Genomic DNA, 21164 nt, shown 5'->3' on the forward strand with positions numbered 1-21164 from the left:
GCTAAGCAGATCAGTTTCGATCAGCTTAGCTTTTTTACGTTTTTTCAATGATTATTTGCGTTGCTGTTTGCCAGCGTTGCGGCCGTTGTTATTATTTTTACCGGCATTTTTTGGTTGGCTGACTTGTTTTGGTTTGATTGGTTCAGCCTTTTTGATTGGTTTGGTCACTACTTGTTTGGGTGGATTTTTTTTCAAGTCTTCTTGGATTTTTGCTTTGATACGAGGGCGCATCAAAACATTCGTGATAAAGGTTTGAAGACAGCTAAAGACTCCGCCGACTACCCAATACAGAGCAACTCCTGCAGGGGACGTGAATGACATGAAGACGATCATCAATGGTGAAGCGATCATCATACTGCGCATTGTTTTCTTCTGTTCTTCAGGCACACCAATCAGTGAGATGTAGCCTTGTAATAAGTAGGCGATCCCGACAACGACAACTAGGACATAACTTGGCTTTGCCAAATCGATCCCGATGAAAGTTGAATGTTGGATTCCTTCAGAAAAACGAGCGGTGTAATACAATGCTGAGAAGATCGGCATTTGAATCAGTAACGGCAAACAACCCATACCGCCCATCATGCTGACGTTGTTTTCTTTGTAGACAGCTTGCATTTCACTTTGTGCAGCCATCTGTTCTTCTTTTGTCGTTGCCTGTTTTACTTTTGCTTGAGCTGCATCGATTTGTGGTTTGATCGATTGCATTTTTTCAGATTGAATCAATGATTTTTTCGATTGGTGAATCCCTAATGGCAAGATGATCAAGCGAACAATGATCGTCAAAACAATGATTGCTAAGCCATAAGACCAGTCGAAATTTTGAACCATCCAATTCAAAAAATTCTCTAGCGGAACGACCAGTGTACGATACACAAGACCTGACGTATCCGGGTTGCCATTTTTATCCGAGCGTACACAGCCTGAAAGGATTAAAAGAACACCCAAAAGTCCAGAGCCTAAAAGCCAATTTTTAAATTTTGTCATTTATTTCTTCCTCTGCTAATAAAAATTTATACAGGAAATACTATACTAGATAACACAAGCCTTTTCAATTAAATTCGAGAAAATCGGCGAACCTTGTCATATTTTTAATAGACGACATTGAATTGATTAAAGTCTTTGATCGCGGGGTCTTCAAATTGTTCGATGTGTTTGACTTTAGCGAAAGGATTCTGCGGTTTTCTAAGTCTTGTGATAAAATGTTCGATCTGTTCACTTGTTCCAACTGCTTCGATGGTCACGCTGCCGTCAGCTTCGTTTTTTACTGTACCGGTCAGTCCAATCTCTACGGCTAATTGATAAGTAGTATAACGAAAACCTACGCCTTGTACTCGTCCAGTAACATTGAGATGCATCTTCATAAGAAAACCTCCTGTTTATTTTTCGCTTATACTCTATGATACCGAGTTTTACTAGTTGTTACAAGAATTCACGTGCTATAATGGCAGACGAGATCGTCTGTTTTTTCTGTTAGAAAGAACCAAACGTGAAGAACTGATTTCTTCCATTATAATAGATAGCAAAAGCGAGGAGCCCAGCATGAAAGAAATTCAATCAAGTAAAAATACATTGATCAAAGAAACTAAAAAATTACAGCAAAAAAAATACCGTCAGCAAACGCAGAACTACTTATTAGAAGGCTTTCATTTGATCCAAGAAGCACAAACAGCCGGTGTAGTTTTAAAAGAAGTATTTGTCAGTCAACGTGGATTAAATGAGTGGTCTGCTTGGATCGAAGAAAACTTGGCAGAGTATTATTTAGTTTCCGATGAGGTATTAAAGAGTTTAGCTAGTCAGCCCGCACCGCAAGGAATGATCGCTGTAGCAGAAATGCCGCAAAAAGAGGAACTAGATTTTTCTGGCGCGTGGTTGTTACTAGATAATGTACAAGATCCTGGCAATGTCGGGACGATGATCCGGACAGCCGATGCAGCAGGATTTTCTGGAGTGATCTTGGGTCAAGGTAGCGCAGATCTCTACAATCCGAAAACATTACGTAGTACGCAAGGCAGCCTGTATCATTTGAAAATCAGCAATCAAGATCTAACAGAGATTATTCCGCAGTTTCAACAAGCCGGCAGTCCGGTCTTTGGGACCGCGCTAGATAAAGAAGCCAAAGATTATTTGACAGCAACTAAAATGGAAAATTTTGCGTTAGTGATGGGAAATGAAGGTCAAGGGATGTCACCGGAATTATTGGCGCTGACAGATCAAAATCTTTATATCACGATCAAGGGACAAGCGGAATCTTTGAATGTCGCGATTGCGGCAGGCGTGCTGATGTTCCATTTATTTAAATAATTCTTCACAATTTGTTAATCGATATTAAGGAACTATTAAACTTTATTTTCAGATTTGTGGAAGCCTATTCAAGCTTTTCAAGCCGTGCTATAATTGGTGGCAGCAACAAGAAAAGGGGCTTTATATCCATGACAGAAAACTGGCGTGACGATGAGGAATACGTTTCTTATATTGAAGATCTATTAGCTACCGAAGAAGTTCAAAAATTAGCGAATTATACCCAACATATAAATTCTACTCGTTTAGAACACTCAATCAGTGTTTCTTATACAAGCTACAAATTAGCAAAACAATTTCATGGAGATGTAAGAGCAACTGCTCGTGCGGGCTTATTACATGATTTGTTTTACTATGACTGGCGGACGACGAAATTCGATGAAGGTTCGCATGCGTACATGCATCCGCGGATTGCTGTGAAAAATGCCGAAAAGATCACTGAGTTGTCAGATCTTGAACGGGATATTATTGTTAAACATATGTGGGGCGCAACAATCACTCCTCCCAAATATAAGGAAGGTTACATTGTAACGCTGGTCGACAAGTATTGCGCGATCGTAGAAGCTGCCATTCCTTTGGTAGAGCGGTTCAATTCCTATAAAGGACGTTTTAGAAAAGGCTGGAACTAATAGAGACTTATTAGGCACCAAACAAAAAACTTGTTTGGTGTCTAATTTTTTGCCGGTTTCTTAGGTTTATGGATCAGAAAGAGCGATGTTCAGCTTAAACGGTTCATGTTAAAATATTTTTTTATGAAAGTGAGGAATAAAATTATCAAACCAAATGTAACAAAGCAATTATTTTTTACGATTCTTGGAACATTTATCGCCGCAGTCGGCGTTCGTCTGATCGTTGTCAGCGGATTAGGGGCAGATGCGATCAGCACGTTAGTTTTAGGTATTTTGCAACACGTCCCATTAAAATTCGGGACGGTCAGTATGCTGTTCAACGGCATTATTTTAGTCATCATCTTCTTTTATGATCGTAAAATGATCGGCTTTGGCAGTCTGATCAATAGTTTCGGTTTAGGTTTTTGCTTAAATATTTTAGATTGGCTCGGTATTTTGCAGACGATTCCTAGCGGTACAGGCTATTTTTCGATTATTGCGGGATCAATTGTTTTTGGCATCGGAACGGGGATCTATCTCTTAGCTGATGCCGGTTCAGCCGCCTACGAATCCTTAATGATCTTATTAAAAAAGTTATTGAAAAGTTCAGTAAAAATAGCGCGGATCGTCTTAGATGCACTCATCTTTTTAACTGGTTTTTTACTCGGCGGTCATATCGGATTGGGCACATTGATCGTTTTGCTTTTAATGGGACCCTCTTTGGAGCTGACACTGAATCAACTGCCTAAATTAAGCTTTTTCCGGATCCAAGAAGCCAAATAAAGGGAATCCAATGTTTTTTCCAAGCAGATAACGACTTTTCCCTAGTAACTAGAAAAGTTATTTGCTACAATGAATAAGGTTCAGCTTATATAGTAGAGGAGTGCTTATCAATGATAGCAGCAAGCGATTTACGCGCTGGTATGACTTTTGTTCAAGACGGAAAATTGATCAAAGTTTTAGATGCCAGCCACCACAAACCTGGTAAAGGAAATACCGTTATGCGTATGAAATTACGCGATGTTCGTTCTGGTTCAACGTATGACACAACTTTCCGTCCAGAAGAAAAATTTGAAAAAGCGATGATCGAAACAAAAGCAGTTCAATATTTATACAGCCAAGATGACGTGGCTATTTTTATGGATCTAGAAACATATGAACAATATGAGATCCCTGTTTCAACGGTTGAAGAAGAAATGAAATACATCCTTGAAAATATGGAAGTAAAAATCCAATTCTTCGGCGACGAAGTGATCGGCGTGACATTACCGACTTCAGTTATCTTGAAAGTCGTTGAAACACAACCATCGATCAAAGGCGCGACAGTTACTGGTTCAGGCAAGCCTGCCACAATGGAAACTGGTTTAGTCGTGAACGTGCCTGACTTTATTGAAGAAGGCGAAATGCTGGAAATCAATACTCAAGAAGGTACGTACCAAAAACGTGCAAATAAATAAAAAGCAAGAGGCTGCGATTTTTATCGCAGCCTCTTTTTTCATAGTAAAGAAAGACTGTTGCGGCCTTTTGTGTGCGCTAAGTGGTTAGTTTTTACAGTGCGCTTTTTTGTTCCATCAGTTCGGGATAATATTCAAATTTTTCAAAAATTTCGGGCTGATGATTGACGAAGCGTTTGACCCAGTTACTCACTTCAAAAAAATCAAGCATCGTTTGGTCAGCTGGTCGATAAGGGGTAGTTAAAAAGGCGGGCAATTGACTCAAATCAGGTCCGATCATAAAGACATTGTTTGGATCGTAGAGACGATAAAAGGGCAGCATCTTATTGGTTGTGACTAATTTTTTTTGCAAGAAAAGTGATTCAAAGGTGCGCAGAGTCACACCGTATTGTCCAGTCCGCAAAATTTCCAAGATTCCTTTGCTGCGCTTGACTAGTTTCAAGTACTCATCGTAAGGCAAGTAGCCGGCTTGTTCGTTTCCGCGTTTTGGCAAAATATGATAAAACGTAGAAAGTCCCAAAGACTCGAAGCGATCTTTCAATTCTAAGGCTTGTTGTTTGCGCCCATTGTCATTGGCACCGAAGAAAATATCATACTCCGTGTGATCTAGCGCTTCGCCAACTGTGTGGGTATAAAAGGAGCTATTGTGTTTTAAATTTAAATCGCGTGCTTCTAATGGATCGAAGTGATAGATCTCATCGATCGCGGGTTCTTTTTGACAAGCAGTCAGCTTTTGGTAATGTTCTAACTTGAAATGATTCCAGAAAAACAGAATAATCTTTGCTTTGGTGAAGGGACGGATCTTTGCGGCCAGCTCCGGTTCAAAACCGTAATCTAAAAAGATGATCAATTGAAAATTTTTTAAGTATTGGTTTAAGTGATTATTACTTGCGGCAAGTAAATCTTTCCCTGAACAAACGCTAATTTCCGATAGGGCAGGGAAAAAGTAAAGTGAACGGTCTTTAGGAACGATCAATACGTCAGAATTTTTCATTTTTCTCCCGGCTTTCATCTCAGATTTTCCACAGCATAGCGCTTTCTATAACGAATAGCGATTATTATGCTTGAGAAAAATAATACAAAAAAAGAGACTGCCTATGGGATAAGACAGTCTCTAAAGGAATTCATAGTGTGAAAGAAATAACTAAATCTATATAAACATAAGGTTTTCGTAAACTATGCGCGATTAAAACGTGCGATCCATTGTTTGTAAGGCAGCACACCACCTAAGAAATAGGTAATGGCTGTTTGGATTGGAATCCAAATCACTGTTTTAATTAAGCGCGGTGCCCAGATCACCCAGCTGTTCAATGGAACATGATACATCATTGCCAGCCAAAGCGGCGTTAGGATCAGATTGATTAAAATTGTTGAGACTAACACGGATTGAATCGAATTTTTCCAAGTGATTTCTTTCTTGTAGAAAAAGTAGCCATAAATTGCTCCTTCAAGAAAGGCATTGATCGTAAAACCGATAAAAAATGGTGCTTTCGCAAAAAGCGACATTCCAATAAAATCAGCGATTACTGCGCCGACCCCTGTCCATAGCGGACCGAACAGCATGCCCATAATAATTTCTGGAATAAAGGCAAAACTGACTTTAAGAAATTGTGTCTCGATTCCTAATAGACGAGACAAAGTGACCATCATGGCAATCAAAAGCGCCATCGTTGTGATGCTTCTAGCATCGAGGTGTTTCTTCATTTCTAGCATCTCCTTATCGAGCTGCTACATCTTCATGCAGCGAATGCGAAAACAAAACCGCAGACTAAGTCTTTCGTCCAGAGGACAACATCCCATCCCTCCAGCACTTAACGCTTTATTTTCTACTCTGTTTTTTTGAGGTTAGACCTCGAAAAAATAGTAGCACAGAATGCATAAGGAAACAATCTTTTCAATTCGAAAGTGTCAATTTTTATGTGCTAATATACGATTTTTTTAGGATCTGAATGGGCCAAGACGAATTCCTTGAAATTTATGACGGCAGGAGTGAGGTACGCTTCTTTATTTGTAACTAAATAAAAGGAGCGATCTTGGATCACATTTTTCAAATGAATCGTTTTCAACGGCAAATGTTTCAAAATATACATGTTTGGAACGACCGCAATCCCAAAACCCTGACTGACAAGACCGGCGATGACTTGATCCACCGTTACTTCATAAGTGATCGTATAGCTGCAATTATTTTTTTGAAATACTTCATCAATCACATTGCGCAAGCCGCTGTTTTTGCTAAAGCCGATCTGCTCGTAAGGTTGGGTCTGCTCCAAATAAACTGCGTCAAATTGTGCCAAAGGATGGTCTAAAGGCGCGATCACCACTAATTCTTGACTGGCAATTGGTAAAAATTCGACGCTAGGTTCATTAGGCAAATACGACGCGATTCCGATATCATAATGCATATTTTTGATCCCGTCGACGATCTCTTTCGTTACGCCAGATGAAGTATGAAAATCAAACAGGATCTCTTTGTCTGGATGGGCATCATGGAAATCGCGGACCAGCTTTGGGACAAAGGTCGTTCCTAGCACCGGTAAAAAAGCGAAACTGATAAAACCGCTGCCTTTGCTGATTTTTGTGATCGTCTCGATCCCGTCGTCTAATGTTCCTAACGTACGCGAAACATAATCTTGAAAAATTATTCCCGGTTTGGTCAACACGACATTCCGGCCTTTTTTTTCGAACAAAGTCACGCCCAATTCATCTTCAAGCGAAGCGATGGCATTGCTTAAACTTGGCTGTGTTACATTTAACAATTTACTGGATCGAGTATAGTGCTGCTCACGGGCTAAGACATCAAAATATTTTAAATGTTGTAAATTCATCTGTACGACTCCTTGTTAATAGGCTTCTTTAAAGGTCCACTGACAATAATCTAATTCGTTCGCATTTGTTCAAAAGAGAAGCGCGTTCATAAAGCTTTTCTATGAGTATATCAAAACTTATATGTTTTACCTATAGGTCATTCGATAAAAACCAATTAGAATTTTAAAGAGCATCACGTTAAAATGAATGCAAGATTTGATTGTGAAAACCGACTCATAGTGAATGTTTCGAATTCACGTCAAAAAAATTTCGCAATGGTGGGACTGCAGCCTGTCATGTGAAATAAATAACTTTAGGAAATTAGCTATTAGGAGGAAGAAAAATGACAAAGGCACCATTGACGATCAGCTCTTATACTTTAGGAGTAGACATTGATTTTGAAGAACGGGTAAAAATTGCTAAAGCAGCGGGCTTTGACGGCATCGGCTTACGAGCTGAAACATACATGCTGGCGATCAAACAAGGCTATTCTGATGAACGAATGTTAGAAATATTAGCAGAAAATGATATGAAGGTGACCGAAGTTGAATACATCACGCTTTGGGCTGATCCAAATAAAACGCAAGAAACACCCGAAACGTTGCTGCAACAATTTAAAGAACAAACGATTTATCATATGGCACGTTTGTTTGGTGTCGGACATATCAACTGTGGATTGATGGAAAATTATCCAGCAGAAGTTCATATCAAAGCATTTAAAGAATTGTGTTTGCGAGCAAAAGAATTAATAATTGGACTAGAATTTATGCCTTACAGCGGCGTTCCTGATTTAGCCAGCGCTTGGAACATCGTTAAAGAAGCCGGTTGCGACAACGGCATGTTGATCTTAGATACATGGCATTGGGCACGGGCTGAAACAATGGCAGAAGATTTGAAAAATGTTCCTGCAGAAAAAGTAGTGTCGATCCAAATCTGCGATGTGTTAGAACGTCGTTATCCAGATCCAATTTTACGCGATGAATCAATGCACGATCGTCTATGCCCAGGAACAGGCTGGGGCGATACAGTCGGCTTCTTGAAAGCAATCAAAGAACACGGCATCAAACCACGTGTAGTCGGAACCGAAGTTATCTCTGATCCGATTTTGAGCTTAGGTTACGAAAAAGCTGCTCAAATGAATTATGACACTAGTATCGATGTCATTAAAAAAGCTTGGCCAGAATTATTAGAAGATTAAAAGGTAGGTAAGAAAATGTTAGAAGGCGTATCAGGTAAAACACAATTATATGGATTGATTGGAAGCCCAGTGGGACATTCCGGCTCACCTGCGATGTACAATTATGGTTTTGAACAATTAGGGATCGATGCAGTTTATTTAGCATTCGATGTCAAACTCGATGCAGTGGAAAAAGCATTCCAATCTGTTCGTACATTCAATTTACCAGGAGGCAACGTCACGATGCCTTGTAAAGGTGAAGCAGCAAAATATATGGACGAATTATCACCCGCCGCTGAAATGGTCGGTGCGATCAATACGTTCCAAAATAAAGACGGCAAACTTATTGGTCATATTACAGATGGGATCGGTTTTGCCGACAATCTGAAGAATCATGGCGTTGAAGCAAAAGGGAAAAAATTTGTGGTAATAGGAACCGGTGGTGCAGCAACGGCGATCCAAGTACAATTAGCAATCGAGGAAGTTGCATCAATCGATATCTTCAATATCAAGGATGACTTTTTCGCAAAAGGCGAAGAAACCGTTGCACGAATCAAGAAATTTTATCCTGGGCTAGCAGTTGCGATTCATGATTTAGCTGATGCTGAATTATTGAAACAAAAGATCGCCGAAGCAGACGTCTTGGTAAATGGAACAACCGTCGGAATGGGAACCGGTTCAACGAAAACACCAATCAGCGATCAAAGTGTTTTTCATGAGAACTTAGTTGTAGCCGATACGATTTACAATCCGCCAAGAACCCAGTTGATCAATGATGCGGCTGAAAAAGGCTGCAAGACAGTAACGGGCGAAGGTATGTTATTAGGACAAGGAAAAGCATCATTTAAGATTTTTACGGAGCAAGAATTACCAGTTAGACCATAAAAACTCACACGTATTCTTCGGAATACGTGTGAAAATTTCCTATAAGGAGTGGAAAGATGAGATCAAAAAAATATATCATGTCATTAGTGACGACGTATTTGTGTTATTTTACACATGGCATGCAAGCACTTATTCTTAGTCAAAATATGCCTTATTTTTATGAAAAATGGGGTTATACAGATCCGACAGCCGGAGCGGCAGCCGTTTCTCTAGCAATTACAGCAACTGGTTTCGGTAAATTCGTTTCCGTTTGGATCGGCGGCGAGATCTCTGATAAGATCGGCCGGAAAAAAATGGCGATTGGCGGAGCAATCCTTTATATCATTTGTTTTGCTGGATTATTGTTGAGTCCAAGTATGGTGATTGCAGCTATCTGTGCCTTTATGGCAGGTGTTGCCACATCAGGTTTCTGGGATGCATCTTTGTATCCAGCAGTTCAAGAAGCCGCACCAAAATATTCTGGATCAGCTTTATTGGGAATCAAGTTATTCGTTTCACTAGCAGGGATCGTTTATCCGTTAATGGTCGTTAACTTTACTGAAATGGGTTCACCACAATTAAGCGTAATTATTCCACTTGTTTTATCTGTCGGCTGTTTGATTTTAGCGGCGGTCTCACCGTTTGCTTACGACGATATGATGAAAGAAAACAAAGATCACTCGGATGGAAAAAATTCCGATGCGATCAAACAAGAAATTGAAGCTGCAAAAGCCAAAATGTTAGTAAAACCAAATATTTTAGTTAATTTCATTACTATGTTCTATGCTTTTTTATGTATGTTTATCATGTACGGTGCTCAACAATATACCAAAGCATTTGGGTTGAGCAATGCTGGTTTGACCGAGATCCAAGCAGCAGGCTTGACTTCGATCTACACATTCGGCGGAATCATCGCCGTAGTCTTCTGGGCGTTCTTGATGGGTAAATTACGTTGGAACCCATTGAAAGTTTTAGTGATTGATTCAGTCTTTACTGCGTTAGCACTTGCGGTCGTATTGATTATTCGTCATCCGGCAGTGATTTACGCAAGTATTGCAGCTTTAGGTTTCTTCGCATCCGGCGGCGCTTTACAAACTGGATTAGGCTTGCGGCAATTATTCTGTCCAGGGCCTAAAGGTCGAAATACCGGGATCTATTATACATTCATGGGATTTGCGAGTACCTTTTTACCGTTCATTGTTTCAACAATGACCAAGTCGGTAGGAGAAAAACAAGCTATTTATATTATGATGGGCTTGCTTTTAGTGGCAGCATTGATGGCTACTGTCATGATGATCTATTTATTAGGACAACACAAAAAGGTTTTTGGATACAGTGCCTTTGAAAAAATGCGTGATTAATTGCGAAAAATGGAGGCTTGACTATAACTAGTCGCCTCCATCTTTTCCATATTTGGCTTGATATAATAGTTTTTTGCTTGAAAAAAATGCGGAAGATCAACTGCCATTTAACTAGACTGATCATTTATTATTCGGCCTTTTTCTATTTATTTTTTATTTCAAATGAATGGTGAAAAGTTGAATGGAAAGCTTCTTTTGCAAGTGAAATTGCGTGTCCGTTGTTGGGCACTAGGTAATTTAGGAGGTCCTTATGGATATTATTATTGGACTATTGCTGATCTGTTCCTTTGCGGGGATGGTCATTTATTGTATCAAAGGTCATAACTTGATGATTGGCTTTTTCATCATGGCGACGATTTGGACAGTTTTACCAATTATTGGGAATCTGTTGTCGCCAAATGCGGCATTTGCTGGGTTGACGATCCAAGACATGCTGCACCAAGTGTATCAAACAGCTCCAGAGAAATATGGGGCTTCTGTTATGAATATTTTCTTGGGCGCTTTTTTTGGCCGAATCTTATTAGACACTAGTATCGCAGCGACAATCATTCGAAAAAGTGTTGAATTAGGCGGAGACAATCCGGCGGTGATTTTAGCGATCGTAAATTTAATCAGCGGTTTTATCTTTACATCAATGACTGGCGGTGGTTCGGTAATCGCCATCGCAGTAATCGTCTTACCCATTTTATTTTCGATTGGAATTCCGAAAGTTGTCGGCTTTTTCTCTTTTACGGGATCTGTTGCCGCAGGTATTTTCTTAAATCCGATTAACTTTGGTCAATACTCAGCTTTTTTTCTGAATTCAAATGGCGGACAAGAATACTCGTACAATGATTATTTTCCCTTCGGAATTTTAGCTTTTGTCGTGATGATCACAGTAGTTTCATTGGCTTCAATGATTTATTTGAAAATGGAAAATCTTACATATTCTTGGGCGGCAGTCAAACAAAGTGAAGTTGTGGAAGCACCAGGAATTTCGCTGATCACGCCATTTTTACCAGTAGTAGGAGTCATCGTTTTTAAATTGCCAGTGATCTTATGTTTTATTTTGGCAAGCTTGTATGGCTTAGGAGTTTGCGGCGGCTTGAAGGGAAACTTCCGCGAAATCTGCCGAACAATCTCACGGATCTTTACCGAAGGGGTAAAAGACATGTCAGCATTGATCGCTTTTTGGATCACTTTAGCGATGTTCAATGATGCAGCAGTTTATGCGGCACCTTATTTTAAAGAAATCATCGGCGGCTGGATTCCAGCTTCACCGTTAATTTTATGTATCGCATTTGGTATCTTAGCGCCATTGACGTGGTTCAAAGGACCGCTGTCTTTGATTGGTTCCGGTGCGGCTTTACTTGCAGTGGTGAGTCAGACAACGAATTTTCCCACCACGTTTTTATATCCCTTGTTTGCTAGCGTGCTGATTGGTATGGCTCACTTTGACATTACGATTTCTTGGAATGCGTGGGGGCTGGGCTTCAATCGAATCAATGCAGTCGATTATATGAAGATAGCATTGATTCCAGGTACAACAGTGGCATTGATTTTGGAAATCGCTAATTTTTTCCTCAACAATCCGCTATAGATTTTAAAAAGTAAGGGGAGTCTCAAAAATGAAACGACGCGTTCGAATCGGGATCGATGTCGGTGGTACTCACACAAAAGCGGTAGCAATCGACAATGATACTCAAGAAATTATCGGAAAATCATCCGTAAAAACAACCCATGACAGCGAACAAGGTGTAGCTGAAGGTGTGGCCAATTCCTTTTTGAAATGTTTGGCAGAATTTGATATTGCACCTGAAGAAGTTGTCTTTGTCGCCCATAGTACGACCCAAGCAACCAATGCTTTATTAGAAGGAGACGTCGCTAAAATCGGGATCATCAGTACCGCTAAAGCAGGTCTCGAAGGCTGGCTGGCTCGACCACAAACCAATTTAAAAGATATTGATTTAGGTACAGGCAAAAGTATTTACGTGACTTCTCGTTATATTTCACAAAAGAAACTGACGGAAGAAGAAATCGAGAAAGTTATCGATGAACTTTTAGCAGAAAAAATTGATGTCTTAGTGGCTTCGGCGGCTTTTGGTGTTGATAATTTATCTTTAGAAGAAAAAATTGCAGCGGTCGCCCGCAAAAAAAATGTTCCAGTGACATTAGCCTCTGAGATGACCAAACTTTACGGCTTGTCGCGGCGAACGCGCACAGCGACGATCAATGCATCGATTTTACCGAAGATGTTGGAAACGGCTAATTCGACTGAAGAAAGTGTACGCTCTTCAGGAGTGGATGTCCCATTGATGATCATGCGCGGAGACGGCGGTTTGATGGATGCTGTTGAGATGAAAAAACGTCCTGTCTTGACGATGTTGTCAGGCCCGGCGGCTAGTGTCATGGGAGCGCTGATGTATTTAAGGACTTCAAACGGAATCTATTTTGAAGTTGGCGGCACTTCAACAAACTTAGGTGTGATTAAAAATGGCCGACCAGTGATCGACTATTCAGAAATTTCGGGACATAAAACGTACGTTAATTCGCTGGATGTTCGAGTGCTGGGGGTTGCTGGCGGAAGTATGATCCGGGTGAACAAAAGCGGTGTGAAAGATGTCGGTCCGCGTAGTGCGCACATTGCCGGTCTGGCTTACGCTGTTTATACCCCAGAAGAAGAAATCATCAATCCGCAACTGGAGCTGTTTTCACCAAGAGAAGGCGATCCAGCAGATTATGTAGCAATCAAATTGGAAAACGGCAAGCGCATCACGATCACTAACTCTTGTGCGGCAAATGTTTTAGGCTATGTGGCAGAAGAAGACTTTTCTTATGGAAATGTTGCTTCGGCTCGAAAAGCGATTGCACCTTTAGCGGATTATTTGAATCTAACGATTGAAGAAGTTGCGCGGCAGATTTTAGTCAAAGCAGTTGAGAAAATTGAACCAGTCATTCGCTCTTTAGCAAAAAAATATCAACTTGAAAAAAATCAAATGACTTTAGTTGGTGTCGGCGGCGGGGTAGCGGCATTGATCAAATTCGCAGCTGAACGAATGGATTTGAATTATAAGATCCCAGAAAATGCTGAAGTGATTTCTTCGATCGGTGTAGCTTTAGCAGCCGTTCAAGATGTCGTTGAACGGATCGTGCCAAGCCCTACAAAGCGGGACATCCAAGCAATCAAACAAGAAGTTACAGACATGGCGATCGAAAGCGGCGCGACAGAAGACAGTGTCGAGGTCCATATCGAGATCGATCCTCAGACGCAAAAAATCACAGCACGGGCGTCCGGTTCAACTGCAGCTCAAGCAACCGAACTCCAGTCTGCAGCGACTGAAGCGGAAGAATTTGAGATCGCGGTCCAAGATTTTCGTTTGCCAGCCGAACAAGTCCGATTGTTAGATGCAACCGATCACTTCAATATTTATGGTGCCAGTACGAAAAAAGGCAATGGAATCCGAGTAATCGACAAAAAAGGATTTATTCGCGTGCAAAGAGAACATGCAGAAGTAGTCAAAACATCCATCCAAAGCTATTTTGAAGTAGTCAATCAGCTTTGGGAAAGCATGGCGAATTATCAAAGTGATTTGATCATTCGACCGGATTATTATTTCTGTGTCGGACCGCGACTGTTGGATTTTTCCAGCACTGACTTTGCCCAATTGACGATGCTGATGGAAATTGAAATGAGCGAAATCATTGGTACAGATGAGATCATTATTATTGCGGCGAATCGGTATATTTAGAAGGGATAGTAGGGATGGACTTTGATACTTTAGCGCAAGAAGATATCAACTATGGAAAATATTTGCTATCACAAGATCATTTGTATAAAAAAATCCCTGAAAATCAGCGCTCAAAACTGATCCAACAGGCAGTTGAATGCGGAAAAACCGCGGCAGAAAATCTAGCAGCAGACGATTTGTGGGACTATTGTCATCAAGAAAAAATTGAGATCGAGTTTTTTCAAGAAGAGCTGAAAGCAGAAAATTTTCGGTTTGTCTTAGCCGAGTTTCAATTACCAAATCGGATTCGTCTCAATCAAAGTCTGTTGACCGCGGCAGAACCCTTTTTATTAGCGCAGGATTTTTTTAAAGATCAGCGAGTAGCGGATATTTTGTTAGCGCATGAACTGTATCACTATCTGGAAAATCAGCAGCAGTTATTTACGATCAAAAAGCAGTTGACGTATCAAACAGGTCCGTTTAAACGACAAGCTCGCTTGCATGCACTCAGTGAGATTGCAGCGATGAGTTTTGCACAAGCTCACTTAGATCTGCCTTTTTCACCAGTCATCTTGAACCTTGCTTTGCTGTATCCGATCGCACCTGATTATAGTGAACAGCTGGCAAAACGACTCTTGGTGATTGATTGAACAAGACTATAGATTGATTAAAAAAAAGAATTAGTATTCACCGATTGGATTCAGTATATTTAAAGTAAGCAAAGGGTCATTTTTGATAAAAGATGATCCATAAAATGAACAGGAGCGGAAATAATGGAAAAATCATGGTTAGATTTAGCAAATGACGTAGTAGTGATTACAGGCGCTTTAGGCGGAATGGGACGGAAGATCGCAAGTGATTTTGCGGAACAAAAAGCGAACTTAGCCTTAGTCGATTTAAACGAAGAAGCCACTAAAAGCTACGCGGAAGAATTAGCAAATAAATATGGTATTAAGGCAGAAGGCTATGCTTGCAACTCAACAGTTGAAGAACAAGTAGACGCCTTAGCAAAAACAGTCAAGGCAGATTTTGGCAGAATCGATGTATTGGTTCAAACAGCGGCGATCTTAACTTTCAGTCCATTGGAAGATTTAGCTTTAGACGAATGGAAACGGACGATCGATGTAAATTTAAATGGTTATTTCTTAGTTTCACAACGAATCGGCCGTGTGATGATCGAACAACAATCAGGCCGCATGGTCCATATTTCAACGATCGCTTCACTTTCACCAGAAACATATTCAGGTGCTTACAGCCCAAGTAAAGCGGGTGTGAATATGCTGTCTAAGATGATTGCTGGTGAATGGGGACAATATGGTATTCGCAGTAATTGTGTATTGCCATGTTTTGTTAAGACACCATTATCAACTAAATTCTATGAAGATGCAGAAGTTGAAGAAGGCAGAAGACGAATGACGGCTAATCGCCGAATTGGTGAAGTTCAAGATATTTCAAACGCAGTATTATATCTTGCCAGCAAACGTTCTGATTACACGAACGGACATGAATTGCGCGTAGAAGGCGGATTCGGTAATATGATCGGCGATCTAGTGCCAAAACCAGGCGGACGTCGTCAATATGCAATCGATTCAAAAAAACCAAAAGCTTAATAATAGCAAAGGGATGTGACAAAATTTTGTCACATCCCTTTTTCGAATAAATGGTGAGAAATAGTTTCAAGAAATAAGCCAAAATTTCACAAAAGTTGAGAAGCCTTTTTCGCAAAGTCGTTCTTATTTTTTGAAGCGGCTGCTTCTGGTATAATCGCTAACTTACATAGAATTACCAAATAGTTACGCGTTTTTCAGGAGCTAAATACATAGTATCAGCTGGTTTGATATCAAAGGTTTGATAGAACTCTGCCAAATTTTTGACTTGGACATTGGCCCGTAATTTATTCGGTGCGTGAACATCGACTGACAAGAGTAATTGTGTGTATTCTTGGCGGGCTTTCATTCGCCAAATCGTAGCCCAGTTGATAAAGAAACCTGCAAGGTCGGCATCAGCATCTTTTTTGGCGGCTTCTAATGCACAACTTAATCCGCCCGCATCAGCGATATTTTCTGAAACGGTCAATTTGCCGTTGACTTTTCCGCCGGTAATTTCCAATCCATCAAATTCGGCGATCATTTGATCGGCCAATGTTTGGAAATATGCTTGATCATCGTCTGTCCACCAATTGTTCAGATTTCCATACTCATCAAATAGCGAACCGTTGTTGTCAAAGGCATGAGAAATCTCATGGGCGATGACTGCGCCGATCCCGCCAAAGTTTTCGCTGCTAGATTGTTCCAAGCTGTAAAACGGTGCTTGTAAGATCGCTGCTGGGAAAACAATGATATTACGAAACGGATGGTAATAAGCATTGACAGTGTTGGCGCTCATTTCCCATTCATCCCGTTCGACTGGTTTATTCCATTTTGCGTACTCGTCGCGACGTTTTAACTGACTAAAGTGCAATGCGTTGCTTAACAGCGAGCCGCCATTTTCAGCTGGAGTCACTGTAAATTGTGTGTAAATCGGCGGAATTTTTTCTGGATAGCCGACATGAATGCCGAGCGTTTTTAATTTAGTGATAGCTTTTTCGCGAGTAGCTTCGCTAAGCCAGCTGTTGCTGCTCAAACGTTCTTGATAGATTCCAATCATTCGCTCCACCATTTGATGAACATCTTTTTTGGCTTGTTCGCCAAAATATTTTTTTCCATAATAGTCGCCGATGATTTGATCGAAACGTCCAGAAGCAAGATAGAATGCCGCTTTTTCTTGCGGGCGGGCTTCCGGCGCACCAGAGAGTGCTCGGTTATAGCTGCCGCCGACTTGACGGAATTCTTCGCTGAGATAAGCGGTCAAAGCATTAATCGTCATGACCAGCATCCAGCTTTTCATTTGGGGAAATGTTGCTGGTGTGATCAAGCCATTTAGTTTTGCAAAAAATAGCGGTTCGGTCACGATGATTTTTTCAGGAACTTCACCGACTAATCCGATCAATAATTTTTTCAAGTCCAACTGTTGGCTATGCTTGATAAATTCTTCGCCGCTTTCAGGATTATACATTTTGCTATAGTCAGCATTTTCTTCGGCACTTTTTACGTGAGGAGCCAGCAATTTATCAAATTGAAGGGCTTCATCTGTAATTTTTTCAGCTGTATCAGCCTCGTAACCTGCTAGGGCAAAAAGTTTCAGTGTCATCTCTTTAAAAATCGCTAAAAGTTGCGGTGCTTGAGGATGATCGGGTTCATAATAAGTTTTGTCTGGCAAAATCAGATTGGGGGCGCCTGCGAATAACGCGTTGATTTTTGTGTTTTTCATATCCGCATCGACGTCTACACCAAAAGGCAGAGGAAGTCCCTCGAGTACCCAGCGGGTCAATTGCTGATCTAAATCAGCCAGATTTTTTAATTCTGATACTTGATTTAATAGCGGAAGCAAAGGGGCTACTCCATCTTGATCGCGTTTTTGATAATCGTTTGCTAATTGAAAATACGCGATGTATTCTTTCATCAAGTCAGTTGGAATCAGTGAAGGATCGGCACTCATCTTTTTCGTATCAGCGATCAATAAGTCATCGATTTCATCGACCAGATCTTGAAAGCCGCCGGTTGCCGGCTTATCGGCTGGAATGACGACCTCCTTGATCCATTCGCCGTTGACTGCTTCATATAAATCTTCTTTGATTTTTGTTTTATCCATAAAAACTTCAGCTCCTTTGTCATTATGATCTAATCTATATTATAATAAAACAATTGATGGACTGCTCATAGGAAGAGCACTTTTTTAGAAACCTTCGTTTATCTAGGCAGCTATCGTCAGCAAAGGTCAAAGTTAATTATGATACATTTTAGAAAATAGACAAAATAAAACGATTTGGCGGTGGAAAAATGACGGATTCACTTGATCACTGGGTAGAATTAAAGAGTTTTGAAAAATATCGCGAGTGGAAAACGCCGCGAGGATTTTTGTGCGGAACTTATGCCGCCAGTGTGCTATTGGCGTACTGGCAAGATGAGCTAGATCAAGACTGCTTGCCTAGTTTAGAAATAAATAGTAAGCAAAAAGAAGAATTGATCCGCGTCTTACAATCGTTCTTACAGCCAATCGATCTTCCAACGATCCCTTGCCAGATTTCTTTAGGCTTGAATCGTTTCTTTCGCCGTTACCAGATTCCTTACCGTGCCAGAGGAACAGCCATTGGTTCGTGGCAGCGGGTAACTAAACGGATCACAGCAGGCGAGCCGGTTATGATTGGACTTTTGCAGATTCTCGGCAGCAGTTACAAAAATCATTGGGTCGTGGTTCACGGCTTTATGGAAACTGCGGATGGACAAAAATTTTATAAAGTTCATGACAACTGGGGCAACAGCGAGGCGATCATTCCTGCCGAATGGGGAAATGGAACGATCACGCTAGTTTCGCAAAAGGCTTAAAGCAATCGGATCTGTGTCGGATTTTAAGAATTTATTTGTTCGATTCGGTTGAAAAGTAAAATCTACAGCAAATAACTAAACTATGTTAAACTAGGGGTACAAAATACTTGGAGGGACACCATGTCAGAAGAAAGTAATGGAAAGTTTAAAATTTTTAGTCTTAATGGGAATAAACCATTGGCTGAAAAAATCGCCGATGTTTGTGGCGTGCCGTTAGGAAAAAGCACTGTCAAACAATTCAGTGATGGAGAGATCTCTATCAACTTGGAAGAAACGGTCCGCGGATTTGATGTTTATGTGATCCAATCGACGAATGAACCGGTAAATGATTATTATTTAGAGTTATTGATTATGATCGATGCGTTAAAACGTGCGAGTGCAAAAACGATCAATGTCGTCTTGCCATATTATGGTTACGCTAGACAAGACCGTACCGCTAAGCCGCATGAGCCGATCACAGCTAAATTAATAGCGAATTTACTTTCAAACGCAGGTGCAACAAGAGTATTGACCCTTGATTTACATACAGTACAAGTCCAAGGTTTCTTTGATATTCCAGTCGATAATTTATTTACGATGCCATTGTTTGCGCATTATTATCGCCGTCGCGGGATGGTCGGTGATGACTATGTCGTCGTATCGCCAAAAAATAGCGGCGTGCAGCGTGCCCGCAGTTTAGCGGAGTATTTAGATACAGCAATCGCGATCGTCGATGTTGCGGAAGAAGGAAATCCAGATTCCGGCTATGTGATTGGGGATGTTGAAGGCCGATGCTGTATCATGGTCGATGATATTTTGAATACCGGCGGAGTCTTTTCTAATGCAGCAAAAATATTGAAAAAAGCTGGGGCAAAAGAAGTTGTTGCTTGCGCATCGCACGGATTATTGTCACCTCCAGCAAAAGCGAATTTAGATGCTGCAGACATTGAAGACATTTGCATCACAGACTCTGTCTTAACGGGTCCTGAGCGCCATCCTGAAAAGTTGTCGATCATCAGTTGTTCAGTCTTAATGGGTGAAGCAGTTAAACGAATCCATAAAAATGAATCGGTCAGCCCGTTATTTACAATGGAACAAAAAGATTTCAAATAAAAAAGGGCCCTGTGTCCTTTTTTTGTCAGCTCGAATTTCTAGCTAGATTTTCAGTTGTTACTAAAATTCAAAGTTTTAGTTTGCAAAACAAGGCCGGATGTTCAGTTAGCGGCAGATTTTGCAGTGAGTGAAGTTTTAAGAATAAGAGATCGAACAGTTTAGCAAAATAATAAAAATATATTCAAAAAGCTGGCTGTCAGAAAGGTTCGAAGATTTGTGGAAAATATTTATTTAGATCATGCGGCGACAAGCCCGATGCACCCAGAAGTAATTACAGCGATGACAGAAGTTATGACGGATACTTTCGGTAATCCATCAAGTGTCCATCATTTTGGCCGTCAAGCCGCTAGAAAATTAGAAATGGCTCGAGAAGTTATTGGGAAAAGCCTCGGTGTAAAATATCATGAGATTATTTTTAACGGCGGCGGAACAGAAGGCGACAATACAGCGATTTTAAGTACGGCTTTTGGTCGTCAAAATGAAGGACGCCACTTGATCACGACTCAGATCGAGCATCCTGCAGTTATTAATACGATGAAGTATTTGGAGACTCAAGGATTTGAAGTGACTTACTTGCCAGTAGATCGTAAAGGGAATCTATCGATGGCAGATTTTGAAGCCAGCTTGCGTCCTGATACGACGTTAGTATCAATCATGTACGGCAATAATGAAATCGGTAATCTAATGCCGATCAAAGAAATCGGTGAGCGTTTGAAAGAGCATCCCGCGTATTTTCATACCGATGCTGTTCAAGCTTACGGCAATCAATTTATCCAGCCTCATGAACTAGGAATTGATTTTCTAAGCACTTCTGCGCATAAAATCAATGGACCAAAAGGTGTCGGATTCTTATATAAAAGTGATGAAGTAAAATTAGTCCCACTACTTCGCGGCGGAGAACAAGAAGAAAAACGCCGTGCAGGAACCGAAAATCTTGCGGGGATTTGCGGAATGGCCAAAGCGGTAGAACTATTGACCGAAGAAAAACGTGAAGCACAACGGAATTTATACGATCAATTCACTCAGAAAATTTTAACGATTTTAGATCACGAAAAAATCGATTATCATGTGAATGGGGATCTAAGCAATAAACTGCCCCATGTCTTGAATCTTCGTTTTAGCGGAATCATCAATGATCTGCTGTTGGTGAAATTGGATCTGCGCGGTATCGCGGTTTCGACTGGTTCGGCCTGTACGGCAGGAACGGTAGACCCTTCGCATGTACTAGAAGCGATGTATGGCAAAAATGCGCAGGAGGTCAAAGAATCGTTGCGCGTAAGTTTTGGTTATGGCAATACGATGGAACAAGTAGAATATTTTGCAGAACAGCTTGTAGCTAGTTTAAAAGAACTCACAAAGTAGATTGAAATGACG

20 protein-coding genes and 1 riboswitch are annotated in these 21164 nt (G+C 40.7%); of the genes, 14 read left to right on the forward strand and 6 right to left on the reverse strand.

Features of this window, described 5'->3' with window-relative positions:
• Nucleotides 1-51: 51 nt before the first annotated feature.
• Nucleotides 52-984 (reverse strand): membrane protein insertase YidC, encoded by a 933-nt coding sequence (gene yidC, locus FFM63_RS02350; protein WP_137608739.1) that lies wholly within the window; start codon nt 982-984, stop codon nt 52-54.
• Nucleotides 985-1088: 104 nt separating this feature from the next.
• Entirely contained in the window at nt 1089-1361 is a 273-nt protein-coding gene (locus tag FFM63_RS02355) for an acylphosphatase (protein WP_137608740.1), read from the reverse strand.
• A 178-nt stretch (nt 1362-1539) separates the two neighbouring features.
• Here FFM63_RS02355 and FFM63_RS02360 point away from each other — a divergent pair, with 178 nt between their 5' ends.
• The 4 genes from FFM63_RS02360 (at nt 1540) to efp (ending at nt 4363) form a co-directional block, all read left to right on the forward strand.
• A complete protein-coding gene (locus FFM63_RS02360) occupies nt 1540-2301 on the forward strand; it encodes a TrmH family RNA methyltransferase (RefSeq protein WP_137608741.1) in 762 nt (253 codons plus the stop codon).
• Nucleotides 2302-2429: 128 nt separating this feature from the next.
• On the forward strand, nt 2430-2927 hold the full coding sequence (locus FFM63_RS02365) for an HD domain-containing protein (protein WP_137608742.1): 498 nt from the start codon (nt 2430-2432) through the stop codon (nt 2925-2927).
• A gap of 123 nt (nt 2928-3050) precedes the next feature.
• A complete protein-coding gene (locus tag FFM63_RS02370) occupies nt 3051-3689 on the forward strand; it encodes a YczE/YyaS/YitT family protein (protein ID WP_246033272.1) in 639 nt (212 codons plus the stop codon).
• Nucleotides 3690-3799: 110 nt separating this feature from the next.
• Entirely contained in the window at nt 3800-4363 is a 564-nt protein-coding gene (gene efp, locus FFM63_RS02375; RefSeq protein WP_137608743.1) for an elongation factor P, read from the forward strand.
• A gap of 91 nt (nt 4364-4454) precedes the next feature.
• Here the strand turns inward: efp and FFM63_RS02380 are convergent, their stop codons facing one another.
• From FFM63_RS02380 to FFM63_RS02390, 3 genes are all read right to left on the reverse strand, one after another.
• Complete coding sequence (locus FFM63_RS02380) at nt 4455-5354, reverse strand: WaaS/CpsH family glycosyltransferase (protein ID WP_137608744.1); 900 nt, start codon at nt 5352-5354, stop codon at nt 4455-4457.
• A 182-nt stretch (nt 5355-5536) separates the two neighbouring features.
• On the reverse strand, nt 5537-6064 hold the full coding sequence (locus tag FFM63_RS02385; protein ID WP_137608745.1) for a folate family ECF transporter S component: 528 nt from the start codon (nt 6062-6064) through the stop codon (nt 5537-5539).
• A gap of 35 nt (nt 6065-6099) precedes the next feature.
• A riboswitch (THF riboswitch) is annotated at nt 6100-6196 on the reverse strand.
• Nucleotides 6197-6282: 86 nt separating this feature from the next.
• Nucleotides 6283-7185 carry a LysR family transcriptional regulator gene (locus tag FFM63_RS02390; protein ID WP_137608746.1) on the reverse strand — a complete coding sequence of 301 codons (903 nt, stop codon included), beginning with the start codon at nt 7183-7185 and terminating at the stop codon, nt 6283-6285.
• A gap of 323 nt (nt 7186-7508) precedes the next feature.
• Between FFM63_RS02390 and FFM63_RS02395 the strand changes: the two genes are divergently transcribed.
• From FFM63_RS02395 to FFM63_RS02425, 7 genes are all read left to right on the forward strand, one after another.
• Nucleotides 7509-8363: a sugar phosphate isomerase/epimerase family protein gene (locus FFM63_RS02395; protein ID WP_137608747.1), complete on the forward strand. Its 855-nt coding sequence runs from the start codon at nt 7509-7511 to the stop codon at nt 8361-8363.
• Between the two features lie 15 nt (nt 8364-8378).
• Nucleotides 8379-9227, forward strand: a complete 849-nt coding sequence (locus FFM63_RS02400; protein ID WP_137608748.1) for a shikimate dehydrogenase — start codon at nt 8379-8381, stop codon at nt 9225-9227.
• A 56-nt stretch (nt 9228-9283) separates the two neighbouring features.
• Complete coding sequence (locus tag FFM63_RS02405; RefSeq protein ID WP_137608749.1) at nt 9284-10567, forward strand: MFS transporter; 1284 nt, start codon at nt 9284-9286, stop codon at nt 10565-10567.
• A gap of 250 nt (nt 10568-10817) precedes the next feature.
• Entirely contained in the window at nt 10818-12146 is a 1329-nt protein-coding gene (locus FFM63_RS02410) for a citrate transporter (protein ID WP_137608750.1), read from the forward strand.
• 28 nt (nt 12147-12174) lie between these two features.
• Nucleotides 12175-14295, forward strand: a complete 2121-nt coding sequence (locus FFM63_RS02415; RefSeq protein ID WP_137608751.1) for a hydantoinase/oxoprolinase family protein — start codon at nt 12175-12177, stop codon at nt 14293-14295.
• A gap of 14 nt (nt 14296-14309) precedes the next feature.
• On the forward strand, nt 14310-14924 hold the full coding sequence (locus tag FFM63_RS02420; RefSeq protein WP_137608752.1) for a hypothetical protein: 615 nt from the start codon (nt 14310-14312) through the stop codon (nt 14922-14924).
• Between the two features lie 123 nt (nt 14925-15047).
• The gene (locus FFM63_RS02425; RefSeq protein ID WP_137608753.1) at nt 15048-15884 is read left to right on the forward strand and encodes an SDR family NAD(P)-dependent oxidoreductase; all 837 of its coding nucleotides are present in this window, start codon (nt 15048-15050) and stop codon (nt 15882-15884) included.
• A gap of 172 nt (nt 15885-16056) precedes the next feature.
• Here the strand turns inward: FFM63_RS02425 and FFM63_RS02430 are convergent, their stop codons facing one another.
• Complete coding sequence (locus FFM63_RS02430; RefSeq protein WP_137608754.1) at nt 16057-17964, reverse strand: M13 family metallopeptidase; 1908 nt, start codon at nt 17962-17964, stop codon at nt 16057-16059.
• 188 nt (nt 17965-18152) lie between these two features.
• Here FFM63_RS02430 and FFM63_RS02435 point away from each other — a divergent pair, with 188 nt between their 5' ends.
• The 3 genes from FFM63_RS02435 (at nt 18153) to FFM63_RS02445 (ending at nt 21152) form a co-directional block, all read left to right on the forward strand.
• Nucleotides 18153-18698 (forward strand): C39 family peptidase, encoded by a 546-nt coding sequence (locus FFM63_RS02435; protein ID WP_137608755.1) that lies wholly within the window; start codon nt 18153-18155, stop codon nt 18696-18698.
• 120 nt (nt 18699-18818) lie between these two features.
• On the forward strand, nt 18819-19790 hold the full coding sequence (locus tag FFM63_RS02440) for a ribose-phosphate diphosphokinase (protein WP_137608756.1): 972 nt from the start codon (nt 18819-18821) through the stop codon (nt 19788-19790).
• Between the two features lie 216 nt (nt 19791-20006).
• Nucleotides 20007-21152 carry a cysteine desulfurase family protein gene (locus FFM63_RS02445; RefSeq protein WP_137608757.1) on the forward strand — a complete coding sequence of 382 codons (1146 nt, stop codon included), beginning with the start codon at nt 20007-20009 and terminating at the stop codon, nt 21150-21152.
• Nucleotides 21153-21164: the final 12 nt, after the last annotated feature.

The organism is Enterococcus pingfangensis (genome assembly GCF_005405205.1).
In the GTDB taxonomy this organism is placed as follows: domain Bacteria; phylum Bacillota; class Bacilli; order Lactobacillales; family Enterococcaceae; genus Enterococcus_A; species Enterococcus_A pingfangensis.